General features: G+C 76.8%; 14 protein-coding genes. 10 read left to right on the top strand and 4 right to left on the bottom strand.

Annotation, left to right across the window (positions count from 1 at the left end; all coding sequences use genetic code 11):
- Positions 1 to 97 precede the first annotated feature (97 nt).
- The 5 genes from ACRYRX_RS20225 to ACRYRX_RS20205 all read left to right on the top strand — a co-directional run bounded on the left by ACRYRX_RS20225 (position 98) and on the right by ACRYRX_RS20205 (position 3,721).
- A complete protein-coding gene (locus ACRYRX_RS20225; RefSeq protein ID WP_432514867.1) occupies positions 98 to 1,093 on the top strand; it encodes a BtrH N-terminal domain-containing protein in 996 nt (331 codons plus the stop codon).
- Between the two features lie 70 nt (positions 1,094 to 1,163).
- Positions 1,164 to 1,682 (top strand): SigE family RNA polymerase sigma factor, encoded by a 519-nt coding sequence (locus tag ACRYRX_RS20220; protein ID WP_432514865.1) that lies wholly within the window; start codon positions 1,164 to 1,166, stop codon positions 1,680 to 1,682.
- Positions 1,667 to 2,152, top strand: a complete 486-nt coding sequence (locus ACRYRX_RS20215) for a hypothetical protein (RefSeq protein ID WP_432514863.1) — start codon at positions 1,667 to 1,669, stop codon at positions 2,150 to 2,152. The genes ACRYRX_RS20220 and ACRYRX_RS20215 overlap by 16 nt, the downstream gene beginning before the upstream one ends.
- Complete coding sequence (locus ACRYRX_RS20210) at positions 2,149 to 2,754, top strand: hypothetical protein (protein ID WP_432514862.1); 606 nt, start codon at positions 2,149 to 2,151, stop codon at positions 2,752 to 2,754. Before ACRYRX_RS20215 ends, ACRYRX_RS20210 begins: the two co-directional genes overlap by 4 nt.
- Before the next feature lie 4 nt (positions 2,755 to 2,758).
- Positions 2,759 to 3,721, top strand: coding sequence for an amidoligase family protein (locus tag ACRYRX_RS20205; protein ID WP_432514861.1), 963 nt, complete (start codon positions 2,759 to 2,761; stop codon positions 3,719 to 3,721).
- 21 nt (positions 3,722 to 3,742) lie between these two features.
- On the opposite strand, the gene ACRYRX_RS20200 is transcribed toward ACRYRX_RS20205, so the two are convergent.
- The gene (locus ACRYRX_RS20200) at positions 3,743 to 4,540 is read right to left on the bottom strand and encodes a GPP34 family phosphoprotein (RefSeq protein WP_432514860.1); all 798 of its coding nucleotides are present in this window, start codon (positions 4,538 to 4,540) and stop codon (positions 3,743 to 3,745) included.
- A gap of 151 nt (positions 4,541 to 4,691) precedes the next feature.
- Here ACRYRX_RS20200 and ACRYRX_RS20195 point away from each other — a divergent pair, with 151 nt between their 5' ends.
- Genes ACRYRX_RS20195 through ACRYRX_RS20180 form a run of 4 tightly spaced genes read left to right on the top strand, consistent with a single transcriptional unit; the run spans position 4,692 to position 8,140 of the window.
- Positions 4,692 to 5,027, top strand: coding sequence for a TIGR04076 family protein (locus tag ACRYRX_RS20195; protein WP_432514859.1), 336 nt, complete (start codon positions 4,692 to 4,694; stop codon positions 5,025 to 5,027).
- The gene (locus tag ACRYRX_RS20190) at positions 5,024 to 6,103 is read left to right on the top strand and encodes an LLM class flavin-dependent oxidoreductase (RefSeq protein ID WP_432514857.1); all 1,080 of its coding nucleotides are present in this window, start codon (positions 5,024 to 5,026) and stop codon (positions 6,101 to 6,103) included. Before ACRYRX_RS20195 ends, ACRYRX_RS20190 begins: the two co-directional genes overlap by 4 nt.
- Positions 6,104 to 6,110: 7 nt before the next feature.
- Complete coding sequence (locus tag ACRYRX_RS20185) at positions 6,111 to 6,647, top strand: cupin domain-containing protein (protein ID WP_432514856.1); 537 nt, start codon at positions 6,111 to 6,113, stop codon at positions 6,645 to 6,647.
- 23 nt (positions 6,648 to 6,670) lie between these two features.
- Entirely contained in the window at positions 6,671 to 8,140 is a 1,470-nt protein-coding gene (locus ACRYRX_RS20180) for a Na+/H+ antiporter NhaC family protein (RefSeq protein WP_432514854.1), read from the top strand.
- Between the two features lie 19 nt (positions 8,141 to 8,159).
- Here the strand turns inward: ACRYRX_RS20180 and ACRYRX_RS20175 are convergent, their stop codons facing one another.
- The 3 genes from ACRYRX_RS20175 to ACRYRX_RS20165 form a co-directional block, all read right to left on the bottom strand.
- Entirely contained in the window at positions 8,160 to 8,693 is a 534-nt protein-coding gene (locus tag ACRYRX_RS20175) for a hypothetical protein (protein WP_432514853.1), read from the bottom strand.
- Positions 8,690 to 9,994, bottom strand: coding sequence for an LbetaH domain-containing protein (locus ACRYRX_RS20170; protein WP_432514850.1), 1,305 nt, complete (start codon positions 9,992 to 9,994; stop codon positions 8,690 to 8,692). The genes ACRYRX_RS20175 and ACRYRX_RS20170 overlap by 4 nt, the downstream gene beginning before the upstream one ends.
- Before the next feature lie 128 nt (positions 9,995 to 10,122).
- A complete protein-coding gene (locus ACRYRX_RS20165; RefSeq protein WP_432514849.1) occupies positions 10,123 to 11,790 on the bottom strand; it encodes a thiamine pyrophosphate-binding protein in 1,668 nt (555 codons plus the stop codon).
- Positions 11,791 to 12,243: 453 nt separating this feature from the next.
- On the opposite strand from ACRYRX_RS20165, the gene ACRYRX_RS20160 reads away from it, so the two are divergent.
- Positions 12,244 to 12,897 carry a hypothetical protein gene (locus tag ACRYRX_RS20160; protein WP_432514847.1) on the top strand — a complete coding sequence of 218 codons (654 nt, stop codon included), beginning with the start codon at positions 12,244 to 12,246 and terminating at the stop codon, positions 12,895 to 12,897.
- Positions 12,898 to 13,575 lie beyond the last annotated feature (678 nt).

Raw genomic sequence — 13,575 nt, 5'->3', positions numbered from 1 at the left:
CGACCGAACGTTCGGTTTACCCCTGGCGGGACGCACCTGTCAAGCTCTGCGGGACGGCGGCGCGCCGCCCCGCCGGACCACCCGACCAGGAGCACCGATGCTGATCGACACCGTCGCCGAGGCGGCGAGCCGGCTCGCCGGGCAGCACTGCGAGACGACCGCGCTGGGCGTCCTGCTGCACCACGAGGGCGTCCACCTGTCCGAACCCCTGCGCTTCGGGATCGGCGAGGGGCTCGGTTTCCTCTACTGGGACAGCAAGGCGATGGACTTCCCGCTCCTGGCCGGCCGCAGCAAGCCGATGGCCCTGGCCCGGACCCTGGCCGCGCACCTGGGTGCGACGCTGCACGTCGAGGAGACCACCTCGACGCGCAAGGCCTGGCAGAACCTCACCGGGGCCCTGGACGCCGGGCGCCCCGTCGGCCTCCAGCTCGACTCCCACCACCTGGAGCACTTCACCTCGAAGGTCCACTTCGGCGGGCACGTCGTCGCGGCCTACGGGTACGACGACACCCACGTCCACCTCGTCGAGACCGCCCAGCAGGGCGGGGCGGTCTCGGTGAGCCGGGCGAGCCTGGAACGGGCCCGCGCCGAACGCGGGCCCATGACGGCCAGGAACCTGTCCTTCACCCTCACCGCCGCCGGGGACCGGCCACCGGTGGGCGACGTCGTGCGGGCCGCCGCCGGCCGCACCGCGCGCGCCTTCCTGGACCCGCCGGTGGCGAACCTGGGGCACCGCGGCATCGAGGTGGCCGCCCGGCGGGTGCTGACCTGGCTCGACCGCGACGGGGACCCCCGGCCGCGGATCGCGACGGCCGCGGCGCTGGTCGAGCGCGGCGGGACCGGCGGCTCCCTCTTCCGCGCCCTCTACCGCGACTTCCTCGGCGAGTGCGCCGACCTCACCGGGGACGACGCCTTCGCCCGCGCCCACGGGGCGTTCCAGGAGATCGCCCCGCTGTGGACGCGGGTCTCCGAGCACCTCGCGGCGGCCGCGGACGACGGCGAGGCCCACCACCTCGCCGACGCCTCGGCGGTCCTGCGGGAACTGGCCGACCGGGAACGGGAGGCCATGGGCGTGCTGAGCCCGCTGCGGTGACGGGCCGCGTCGCGACGGACGGCGGGCCCGGGGCAACCCGGGGGGCCCCCGCGTCGTCTGGGCGGGTGTGGTGAGTTCCTTCGAGGAGTTCGTGCGGACCGGCGGCGACCGGCTGCTGGGCTTCGCGGTGCTCCTGACCGGGGACCGGGGCCACGCCGAGGACCTGGTGCAGGACGTCCTGGAGCGGATGTACGTCCGCTGGCGGCGCATCGAGGACCCGCACGCCTACGCGCGCACGGCCCTGGCCCGGAAGGTCACCGACCGGTGGCGGGCCCGCGCGCGCCGGCCGCGCGAGGTCGGTCTGGAGCAGGACCCCGGCGTCCTCGTGAGCGGGGTCGTGGGCGACGGTGCGCAGGAGCGGGCCGAGCGGTCCGCGGTCGTGCAGGCGCTGCGTCGCCTGCCGCCGCGGCAGCGGGCCGTCATCGTCCTGCGCTACTTCGAGGACTGGTCGGAGGAACGGATCGCCGACGAGCTCGACGTGTCCCGCGGGACCGTCAAGAGCCAGGCGTCGAAGGGGCTGGCGTCGCTGCGGCGCCTCGTGCACGAGGAGAGCGGGGAAGGGGTGGGTGCGCGGTGGACGAACGGCTGAGCGGCTGGGAGGACCGGCTGCGGTACGAGCTCGACGCCTCGGTGCGCGACGTGCGCGCGGGCGACGACCTGCTCGGGCGCGTCCGCGAGGGCGGGCGGCGGCGGGTGCGGCGGCGCCGCGCGCTGGTGGCGCTGCCCGCGGCGGTGGTCGTGGCGGGCGGGGTGGCGGGCGGGGTGGTGTGGGCGGGACGGTCGGCGCCGCCGCGGGCCCTCGCGCCGGCGAGCACCCCGTCCACCTCGTCGGCCCCGTCGGCCCCGTCGGCGACCGCGACGGGGACCCCCCGGGTGGGGACGGAGCCGCCGGTGCTGGCGATGGACGCGGACGCGGCGCGGGACGTGTTCTCCGACGCGGGTTTCGGCTACGAGGACGCCGTACCGCTGGGCGAGCTGTGGAACGTCGACCCGTGGGAGGCCAAGGCCCTCGGCGGGCAGGTGCTGGCCGACGGCGACGAGCTCCCGGTCCCCCGGTGAACGGGGGCAACCCCGCCGGCCCGCGCGACGTCTTCCCCGGCATGAGCGACCACGAGACCAGGACCCCGGCGAACCGGCGCGCGGCGCGGATCGTCACCGCGACGGTCGTGGCGGGCGGCATCGCCCTCGCCGGCGGGACCGCCTACGCGAACGCGGACTCCGCCGACGAGGCGCCGGCCCGCGCGACGAGCGCGGCCGCCGAGCCCGCCGGACCCGTCCCCGGGTTCGTCGACGAACCGGTCGACCCCGACCAGGCCTCCCGCGAGGTGTTCTTCGACGCCGGGTACACCTACGACGACGCCGTCGTCCTCGGTGAGCAGTGGGCGCAGGACCCCTGGGAGGCGAAGGTCACCGGCGGGCGGGCGCTGGCCGCCGGGCAGACCTTGCCGATCGCCCCCGGCAGTTCCGCGCCCGCGCCCGCCGTCCCCGCCTCCGGGCTCCCGGCGCAGGAGTCCGAGGCGGTCGAGGCGTTCTTCGCCGCGGGGTACACCTACGACGACGCGGTGGCCCTCGGTGCGGTCTGGCACGTGGACCCCTGGGAGGCGAAGGTCACCGGTGGGCGGGAACTGCTCACGGGCGGGACCCTGCCGGTCGCGCCCTGACGTGGTGCGCGCCGGTTTCGAGGTGGAACTGCTCGCCCCGGCCGGGGCGAGCAGGCTCGACCTCGCGCGCGAGCTCGCCGCCCGCGCGGGCGGTTCGGTGCGCCGCAGGTTCCACGTCGACACCGAGGGGTCCACGACGCCGGGGGTGCGGGCGTTCTGGCACCTCACCCCCGCCTTCGACGTCCTCGACGCCGCGGGCGGTCCGGTCTGCTCCCTCGTCGACGACACGACGATCGTCGCGGACCTCGACGCGACGGCACCCCCGCGACCGGGGTGGTACCGGGTCGTGAGCGACGACCCCCGGTTGCTGCGCCTGGTCGAACGTCACGCCGACCCGGCCGAGGGCATCGGGTCGGTGCTGGACCCGGTGGCGGGGCTGTTCGGCACGCGGGTCCGCGAGGTCCGCGGCGTGCACCGGCTGGACGACGCCGCCGGGGCGTCGATCGCGCTGGCCGCGCCGCTGCCGGGGGAACGGGAACGCCCGTGCGAGGTCGTCACCCCGCCGTGGGCGGACGACCACGCCCGCCGCCTGGAGGAACTGCTGGGACCGGCGCGGGACCTGGGTTTCACGGTGCCCGCCGAGGCGGCCGTCCACGTCAACCTCGACGCGGCGCCGTTCCGGGACGTGCGGGCCTTCCGGCACGTCGTGACGACGTTCGGGGAACGGCGGGCCGAACTCGCGCAGCGGTTCGGGACGAACCCGCGCTGCACCCGGCTGGCGCCGCTGCCACCCGACCTGGTGGAACTCGTCCGGGCGGACTGGGAGGACTGGGCGTCGCTGCGCGCGGCGGCGGCCCGGACCGCGGTGACGAAGTTCAGCGACGTGAACCTCACCCGGGTGCTGGGGGTCCGGCCGGGACCGGACGTGCTGGAGGTGCGGACCCTGCCGGGGGCGGTCGACGGCGACTCGATCGGTGCGCGGTTCGCCCAGCTCGTCGACCTCCTGCGGCCACCTCCGGGCACCTGACCGTCGGCCGGACGCGGTGGTTCAGTCCCCGCCGCCCCCTCCCCCGCCGTCGCCCCCGCCGTCCGAACCCCCGCCCGAACCCCCGCCCGAATCCCCGTCGGACCCGCCGTGGTGGTCGTCGCCGGAACCGCTCGTGGAGGTGTCGGAGGAGGAGTCCCCGCCGGTGAGGGCGTGCACCCGGACCGAGACCGCCGTCTCGACGTCCTCCAGCGCCTCCCGGGCCTGCGGGGTCAGGTCCCGGGCCTCGGCCAGGACGTCGGCCGCCTCCTCGGTGTCGAGGCCGCCGGGCAGGTGCGGGGCCACCGCGGGCAGGCACCCGGCGCCGGCGAGCAGCACGACGAGGCTGACGGTCGCCGGGTCGACCGCCCGCGCCTTCGCGAGCCGGTCGCGGCGGCGGGCGGCCTGCAGCGCGGCGCGCACCTGCGTCCGCAGCGCGGTGACCGACCCCTCCCGGGGGAACCAGCGCACCGACGTGAACACCAGGAACCGGCGACGGCGCTCGGTGCGCACCGCCCCGCTCTTCCCCAGGGCCGCGACCGCGTCGTCCCACAGCGGCCGCGCCGCCAGCGCCCGCACGCAGCGCCGCGCGTCCCCGCCGGAGGCGGTGACCGCGCCCAGCGCCGCCGCCAGCCGGGGTCCGGGGGCCGCCGCGGGCCGGGCGCGCAGGGCCCCGGTCCCGGCGTCGGCGACGAGGTCGCCGCGCAGGACGAGCTCGCTCAGCAGGGCGCCCGCCAGGACGGTCGCGGCCGCGCGGGCGGGCAGCCGCCGCCTCCCCCGGGCGTCGAGCAGGAGCAGGGCGGCCCGGTCGGCGATCAGCACGGGGAGAACCTACGGGCGGGCACCGCGCCCGCGCGGGCCTTCCCGCGAACCGCGGTGACCGGTCCTTCCACCCGCCGTCACCGGCTTGTACGCTGCGGGCGAACTGACGTTCACCTGTGCTCCACAGCGCGACCACGACGGGAGCAGACCGATGAGCGACACACCCCCCGACGGCACCGACATGGAACTGCACGACCTGCGCGTCTGCGTGGACCGCATCGAGGGCCGGTCGGTGTGCGGCCTGCAGGTCGGCGACTACATCGACGTCGTGCGCTCCAACGAGATGCGCCTGCCCGAGGGCAAGCACTTCTGCCTGTACGCCTTCGCCGCCGTCCTGCCGATGCTGGCCGCCAAGCAGCGCGACCTGCCCGCCGGGGACTGGATGAGCCAGGACTCCCACGTCGCCTGCCCCGACCCCGAGGAGCGGCTCGTCATGCGCATCGACCGCATCGGGACGCGGCGGCTGCGCTCGCAGGACCTCACGTGAGCGCCCCCGCCACCACGCCCCCGGGCACCGCCCGCCGCGTCGAGGTCGGGCTGGGCCTGCAGAGCGACAAGCGCGCCGGGGAGTACGCCGACCTGGCCCGCGCCGCCGAGCACCACGGCCTCGACGTCCTCACCGTGTTCGCCGACCTGATGTTCCAGCCGCCGATCTTCCCGCTGCTGGAGATGGCCGCGGTGACCGAGCGGGTCCGCCTGGGCGCGGCCTGCTGGAACCCCTACTCGATGCACCCCTACGAGATCGCCGGTCAGGTCGCCGCCCTGGACCTGGCCTCGGCGGGCCGGGCGTACTGCGGCCTGGCCCGCGGCACCTGGCTGGGGGACGTGGGCGTGGACCAGCCCCGCCCGCTGACCCGGCTGCGGGAGGCCGCGCACTGCGTGCGCGCGCTGCTGGCCGGGGACACCGGCGGTTTCGAGGGCCGGGAGTTCCGGATGGCCCCCGGCACCGCGTTCCGCTTCCCCCTCCAGCGCCCGCGCGTCCCGCTGCTCATCGGCACCTGGGGCCCCAAGGGCCTGGCCCTGGCCGGTCAGATCGCCGACGAGGTCAAGCTGGGGGGCAGCGCCAACCCCGACGTCGTCGCCGTCGCCCGCGAGCGCCTCGCCGTGGGGGAGGTCGCGGCCGGGCGCACCCCGGGCAGCACCCGCGTGTGCCTGGGCGCGGTGACGGTGGTCGCCGAGGACGGGGAGGCGGCCCGCGAGAAGGCCCGCGCCGAGGTCGCGATGTACCTGGCGGTCGTCGGTGAGCTGGACCCCACCGTGGACCTGCCCCAGGGCCTGCTCACCGGCATCGCCCGTCACCTCGCCGAGGACGACCACGCCGGCGCGGGCCGGCTGATCCCCGACGACCTGCTCGACCGCTTCGCGTTCTCCGGGACGCCCGAGCAGGTCGCGGCGCAGGCCCAGCGGCTCATCGACGCCGGCGTGGACCGGGTGGAGTTCGGGACCCCGCAGGGCCTGGACACGCGTGAGGGCGTGGAACTGATCGGAACCCGCGTCCTGCCCCTGCTGGACCGGACCGTGGCGGTCCCCGCCGTCGCGACGCCCGGGTCCACCGGCCGGTGACCCGGGCGTGCTCAGCGAACGGGTGAGGTCCCTGCGCGCCCAGCACGGCCTGTCCCTGCGCCAGCTCGCCGAGACGACCGGGTTGTCCGCGGCCCTGCTCAGCCAGGTCGAGCGCGGGGTGACCGACCCGAGCCTGTCCACGGTGCGCCGCCTGGCCGAGGCGTTCGGCACCGACCTGGCGACCCTGTTCGCCGAGCCGCCCCCCGGCGACCCGCACATCAGCCGTCCCGGCCGGCGGCCGCTGCTGTCGGCCGGGGAGGGCGCCGTGGTGTACGAGCGGCTGACCCCCGGGCGCACCGACCTGGAGGTCCTGCGCGGCCGGCTGGAACCGGGGCGGGCCACGTCGGCCGAACCCTGGGGGCACGCCTCGGTCGAGTGCGCCGTGGTCCTCGCCGGGACCCTGACCGTCCAGGTCGGCGACGGCCGGCACGAGCTGGTGACCGGGGAGAGCATCTCCTTCGACTCCCGCGCGCCGCACCGGTACCTGAACACGTCCACGGTCCCGGCGGAGTTCCTCGTCGCCGTCACCCCACCCAACCCCTGACCCTCCCCAGGATCGAGGTCCGCGTGCCCGCCACCGTCCACCCCTCCGCCCCCTCGGGCAGAACCCCGGCCACGGCTGCCCTGCGTTTCGCCGGCGGCTGGACCCTCAGCTTCGTCCCCCTGCTCGTGTTCCTGACCGGGTGCGTCGCCTACTTCGTGGTGTTCAAGGCGTTCGACATGTCGGCGCTGGCGATGTCGGCCTTCGTGGGGCTGCTCGCCGGAGCCGTCGCCTGCCGCGAGCACGCGCGGTACTGGGACGCGGCCGTGCGCGGCATCTCCAGCCCCGCCTCGGTGACCATCGTCCTGATCCTGTTCGTGATCGGCATGTACTCCGAACTGGTCAAGACGTCGGGGGTCGCGGGCGGTTTCGCGTGGCTGGCCGAGTCCCTCGGGATCACCGGTGCGGGTTTCACGCTGTTCACGTTCCTCGCCGTCTGCGTCGTCGCCGTCTCGACGGGGTCGTCGATCGGGACGATGTTCACCGCGTTCCCCGTGTTCTTCGCGGCCGGTGCGTCGCTGGGCGCCGAACCGGCCGTGCTGGCCGGCGCGATCGTCTCCGGTGCGGTCTTCGGGGACAACCTGGCGCCGATCTCCGACACCACCATCATCTCCAGTTCCACGCAGTCCTTCCGCACCCGGCCGGGCACCGCGGACGTCGGGGGCGTCGTCCGTTCCCGCGCCCCCTACGCGCTCGTGGCGGCGGCGGCCAGCGCGGTGGTGTTCGCGCTGCTGGGCGGTGCCGGTGACGGTGCGGCCCGGGCGCCGGAACTGGCCGAGGCCGCGGCGCCGCGGGGGCTGTGGATGCTGCTGCCCATCGTCGCCGTCCTCGTCGTGGCGGTGCGCACCCGCGACATCTTCCGGGCCGTCGCGGTGGGGCTGGTGCTGGGAACCCTCACCGCCCTGGTGGCCGGGCTGATCTCGCCCGCGCAGGTGCTGTCGGTGGCCGACGGCGCCCCCGCCGGGTACCTCGTGACCGGTGTCGGCGCCGTGCTGGGGACCGTCGCCCTCGTCATCGGCGTCTTCGGCATCATGGGCGTCCTGGTGGAGGCCGGGGTCCTGGAGCGGCTGACGTCGGCGCTGCGCACCGGCCGCCTGGGGCGGACCCCGGCGGGGGCCGAGGTCGCGATCGCCGTCGGCAGCACCGCCACCACGGTGCTGTTCGGGGGCGTGAACTCCGCCTCCATGATCGCCTTCGGGCCCGTGGCGGACGAGATCGGCGGCCGCGTCGGGCTGCACCCCTACCGCCGGTCCAACGTGCTCGACTGCTTCGCCATGGGCCTGGGCTGCGTCGTGCCGTTCCTGTCCGCGTTCCTGTTCATCGGCGCCACCCTCGTCGAGGCCAACGGCGCGTCGATCTCCGCCGGAGCCCTGTTCGCCGGGACGGTCTACCCGCTCGCCCTCACCGCCGTGATGGTCGTGTCCGTCCTCACCGGGTGGGGACGGCGCTTCGAGGCCGCGGACAGTTCCCCGGTGAAGGCCCCTCCCGCGGCCTGACCCGCCGCCGCCCGCCCGCTCAGTGCCCGTGCGGCAGCGTCGTCACCGGGCGGCCGTCGGCGGGCACGTCCCCCACGGGCACCCAGCCCGTCGCCGGGCCCTCGGTGCCGTCCGGGCCGAGGGCCGCGACCGACACCAGCAGCTGCGAGGAGGTCAGCAGCAGCCCGGCGTCGCGTTCGGTGGCGTACCGCTCCGGTGCCGAGGTGCCCGCGGCGGCGGTGACCCGCACCGCGGTGGCCGTCGTGGTGTCGTCGGGCGCGGCCCCCTCCGGGACCCCCTCCGCGCTGGCGTACCGCACCGCGTACGACGCGGCCCCGGCCACCGGGGCCCACCGCAGTTCCCAGTCCACGCTCCACTGCACCACCGGCGCCCCGCCGGGGCCGGTGCCGTCCCCGCGGGTCTCCGCGGTGGCGACCCGCAGGTCCGCCGGGGCCGACAGCGCGACGGACGTGACGGCGGGCGGGCCGGGAGGGGGCGGCGGCACCGACTCCGCGGCCGAGCACCCGGCGCCCAGCCCCGCCACCAGCAGCACCGCCGCGACGCGCGCCCTCACCACTCGACCGGGCCGAACACCTCGTCGTTGGCGTAGACCGTGCGGTCCGGCACGACCTGCCCGACCGCCAGTTCGCTGCCGACGACGAGGCTGCGTTCCCCGACGACCGCGCCGTTGCGCACCAGGGAGCGGAACACCACCGACCCGTCGCCCAGGCGGACGTCGTTGCCGATCGTCGTGGGCGCGGCGACCCCCGTGGTCGGGTCGACCGCCGGGCGGCCCCCGCCGTGCACGACGACCCGCTCGCCGTAGGTGACCCGGTGGCCGACGGACAGGTCCGAACCCTCCAGCGCGTGGAAGATCGTGCCGTCGCCCATGCTGCGCACCGTGCCCACCGAGAACGGCCCGCCCTCGTCGGCGCGCAGGGAGATGCTCGACCCCATCCGCCGCGACAGCGTCCGCAGGTCGTCCTCGAAGCAGACGTCACCGATGACCCGGTTGCGGAAACGCGGTTCGCGCACCTCCGGCCCCGTGCACAGCGCCGACTCCACGGTGGGCGCGTCCCGCGAGGCGTCGAACACGTTCCCGCCGGGGTCGACGTTCATCCCGCGCACCGCGTCGGGCTCCTCGGCCGCCAGCCGGGTGTACTCGCGGGCCAGGCCGACGTTGACCTCCACGACGGCGGCGTTGAACAACCGGTCGGCCTCCACCAGCGGACGGACCTTCCCCAGCGCCGGGTCGTCGGCCTCGGCCTGCGTGCGCACGTCCTTGCCCGGCAGGACGAGGGTGCCGCTGCGCAGCACCACACCCGGCCCCACCCGGCTCAGCGCGGACAACCCCGTGTCGCGTTCCAGCACGGCCCCGTCGACGAGGGCGCCGAAGCTGACGAAGACGCCCGAGTCGGCCGGGTCGGCCTCCCCCACGCCCAGGCGCGCCGGGCCCCGCACGGCCGAACCGTGGGCGAGGATGACGCGCTCGCCGATCTGCACCCCGGCGGTGGGGCGCAGACCCGCGGCGGCCATCGCGCGCACCTCCGCGCCGTCGCGCGCCAGCAGCGCCTCGACGCGCACGTTGTCCTGCACGTTGGACTCCGGGCCGATGGTGATGCCGGCGCGCCGGCCGGAGGACAGCCGGGCGAAGGGGCCCACGTAGACCCGTTCGCCCAGCCGCACCGAGGGCGCGTACCGCACCTGCGCCGTCGGGTCCACGAAGGACGCCTCCTCCACCGGCACCGCGCCGGGCGGCTGCTGCGCCCGGGCGGGGACGGCCAGGACCGTCACCGCCAGGCACGCCGCCAGCACCGACCCGCCCAGCACCCGCCGGGACCGTCCCCGTCCCCGCTCCACCCCGTCGTCCTGCACGACGTCGCCCCCGTCTCCCTCGCCGGGGTGCGGTGCCCGCGTCCACCGCACCGTGAAACTCCTGGTTAGCAGCGCGGGGGACGCGGGGGGAACCGGGGGCGTGTCGGGCCGGCGAGGGGGGGCGCCGATCAGGGTTTCGGGTCGGGGGTCACCGCGACGATCTCCTGCTGGTAGGGCGCCACCACCAGCGGGGAAACCCGCAGGTCCAGCAGCAGGAACGGGCGCTCGGCCACCGGCCGTTCCGCCCACTCCCCCAGGCGGTCCAGGTCGGCCGGCTCGCGCACGACGACTCCCTCGGCGCCGACGCTGCGGGCCAGGGCGGCGAAGTCGACCTCGGGGATCAGCATCGGCCCGCGGGCCAGGCCCTTGAGGCCGTAGACGTTCACCTCGGCGCCGTAGGCGGCGTCGTTCCAGACCACGGCGACGCCCCGGCCGCCGGCGACGCGCACGGCGGTCTCCAGGTCGGCCAGCGCCATGAGCCCGCCGCCGTCGCCGGTGTTCAGGACGACGGTCGCGCCGGGGCGGGCCGCCGCGGCCCCCGCGACGCTGGGCAGGCCCAGCCCGATGGACTGGAAGGCGGTGCCCACCATCACCACCCGGTCGGGGGCGGCGACGGGCCAGTACATGTTCGGCCAGCCCATGAAGTGCCCGCCGTCGGAGACGACGACCCGGTCCGGCGGCAGCAGCTCGGCCAGGCGGCGGGCGGCCGACCGCGGGTCCAGCCGGCCGTCGGCGGCCAGCCCCGTCCCGGGGTCGTGGGTGCGCGCGGCGGGGACGTCGACCGACTCCCGCCACCCCGAGGGGCCCGAACCGTCGGCGCGGACGGCCGCCACCAGCGCCCGGGCGGTCAGCGCCGCGTCGGCGCGCAGGTACCCCCGGACGTGGGCGTGGGTGGCCGAGTCCCGCAGGTCCACCTGGAACACCTGGGTGCCGGGGGCGAACAACTGCCCGAAGCGCATCGTGAACTGGTTCAGCGCGGCCCCCACCACCAGGACGACGTCGGCCTCGCGCACGAGGTCCACGGCTCCCGGCGCGCCCCACCCGCCGATCACCCCGAGGTCGAACTCCTGGCGCGGGAAGATGCCCCGCCCCAGGGCCGTCGACGCGGTGAGCGCGCCGGTGAGGTCGGCGAGTTCCCCCAGCGCGGGGCCCGCCCCGGCCAGCCACGCCCCGCGACCGGCCACCAGCAGGGGCCGGCGGGCCGTGGCCAGGGCCCCGGCCACCTCCTGCAGCAGCCGCCGGTCGAACGGCCCGCCGACCGGGACGGGCTGGGGCAGGACGACGTCGGGGACGGCGTCGACCGGCCCGGGGTCGCGACGCGCCACGTCGTACGGGATGGCCAGGACCGTCGGCACCCGGTAGGTCAGCGCGTGCTCGACGGCCAGCACGGTCGTCGCGGCCGCGTCGGTGCGGCCGACGGTGTAGGTGCGGGCACCGACCGCCGCCGCCAGGGCGATCTGGTCGACGTCCCACGAGCGGGGCCCGGAGGTGGGTTCGTCCCCCACGACCAGGACGAGCGGCACGTGGGCCTGGACCGACTCGGCCAGCGCGGTGAGGGTGTTCGTGAACCCCGCGCCGTAGGTGGCGGTCGCCGCGGCCAGGCCGCCGCCGGCGCGGTGGTGGGCGTCGGCGGCCACCACGGCCCCGGACTCGTGCCGCACCGCGGTGAAGGAGGCCGGGGTCTCGCGCAGCAGCGCGTCGAGGAAGTAGGCGTTGCCGTGCCCCATGATCCCGAACACGTGCTCGACGTGACGGGCGAGGGTGCGGGCGACGAGGGCTGAGACGGTGGCGGGCAACGGTGACCTCCGGGGTTCGTGGGTGAGCGGGTTCGGCGCGCGGCGGGTGGGAGGACCACGCGGCGGGTTCGGGGGGACGGTGGCCCCGCGGGGCCCACGGCCGTCCGGCGGCCGAACTCCCGCGCGGCGGCACACCGGGACCGCGCCGGGTTCGGCGACCTCGCGGACGGCGCGCGGGGGGACGTCGATCGGCACCCGTTCTCCTCGGCGTGACAGCGTCGTCGCGACCACCGCGGGGGCGGGGGCGGGACGATCCTGCCTGCCGCCCACCCCCTTGTCGAGCCCGGCCGGGACCACCCGGACTCACCCGTCCGCGCCCCGCACCCCGCCGGACTGCGCCGGACGGATGACCGCGGTCCTGCGCCGAGCGGGTGGAAGATCGCCCACCGTCACCGGTGCCGTCGCGGCGACGGCCACCCTGGGCACAGACCCGCTCTCCCGGAGGAATCCCCTGTGAAACTCGAGCACGCCCTGACCGCGACCGCGCTGCTGCTGCCCGCCGCGCTGCTGACGTCCTGCGGCCTCGGCGCGCAGGCGCAGCCCGCTCCGACCGTCACCGTCACCCGGGACGCGGCTCCCGCCGCGACCGCCGCCGCGGCCACGGCGTCGCCCAGCGCGTCCGCCGTCTCCCCGGCCGGTCTCACCGCCCCCGGGACGGAACTGCGCCTGGGTGCGCCCGCGACGCTGCCCGTGGAACTGTCCGGCACCACCGGCACCTACACCGTGACCGTGGAGGCGATCGAACGGGGCACCGACGCCGAACTGGCCGACCTCGACCTGGGCGACCAGGTCGCCGGGATGAGCCCGTTCTACGTCCGCTACACCGTCACCGGCGGGCAGAACGCAGCTGCCCTGCGCGGCACCGACATCACGCAGGACATCTCCGCGCTCCTGCCCGACGGTTCCGAGGCCACCCCCGTGATCCTGTTCCAGGAGTGGGACCGTTGCGCCCACGGCGACCAGGGCGTCGACTTCACCGAGGGCAGCACGTACCAGACCTGCAACGTGTTCGTCGCGCCGTCCTCCCTGGAGATCACGACCGCGCAGTTCAGTTCCTACGACACCGACTACGACTCCTACGACGGGAAACCCGTCACCTGGAACTGACCCGCCGCACGGGTTCGCGGGGGCGGGCACGACGAGTTCCCCTCCCGCCGGGGGAGTTTCCCCGCACCGGCTCCCGCACCGCCCACCGCGACCAGGACCCGGGTTCCGGCCGCGGCGGTCCCGGGCGGACCGCCCTGGCCGAACTCCCCTCCCCCGGGCCGTCGCCGGGGGAACTCCCCGGAGCAGGACGGGGTTTCCTCCGCCCACGGAGGAGACCGACGCCACGGTCGCTCCGGCGGCGGTCCGGCAGTTCCGGCGTGCGCCGCCGGAGTTCCGGTGTCAACCGGTGGCGCCGGGCGGGCACCCGCCGCGCGCACACCGCGGCCGCCGGGTCCCGCACGGGTCCGGCGCCGCGACTCCCCCGGACGGTCCCCCGACGGCCGGCGGGAACCGGCCCTCCCCGCCGCCACCGAGCCCGCGACCACCGGACCCGGGACGGGTGACGGGTGACGGTGGCGGGTGCACGGGAACTCGCCGGTGGTGGCCGGGGCCACGGAGACCGACTCCCCGGCCGGCAGGACGAGCGCGACGCCGACGGCGGAGGTCGGCCCCGGGGGGGGGGGGGGGGGGGGGGGGGGGGGGGGGGGGGGGGGGGGGGGGGGGGGGGGGGGGGGGGGGGGGGGGGGGGGGGGGGGGGGGGGGGGGGGGGGGGGGGGGGGGGGGGGGGGGGGGGGGGGG

Origin of the sequence: Kineococcus lubricus (genome assembly GCF_050871965.1) — a bacterium.
Classification (GTDB): Bacteria; Actinomycetota; Actinomycetes; order Actinomycetales; family Kineococcaceae; genus Kineococcus.
This window is presented reverse-complemented; position numbering and strand designations above follow the sequence as displayed.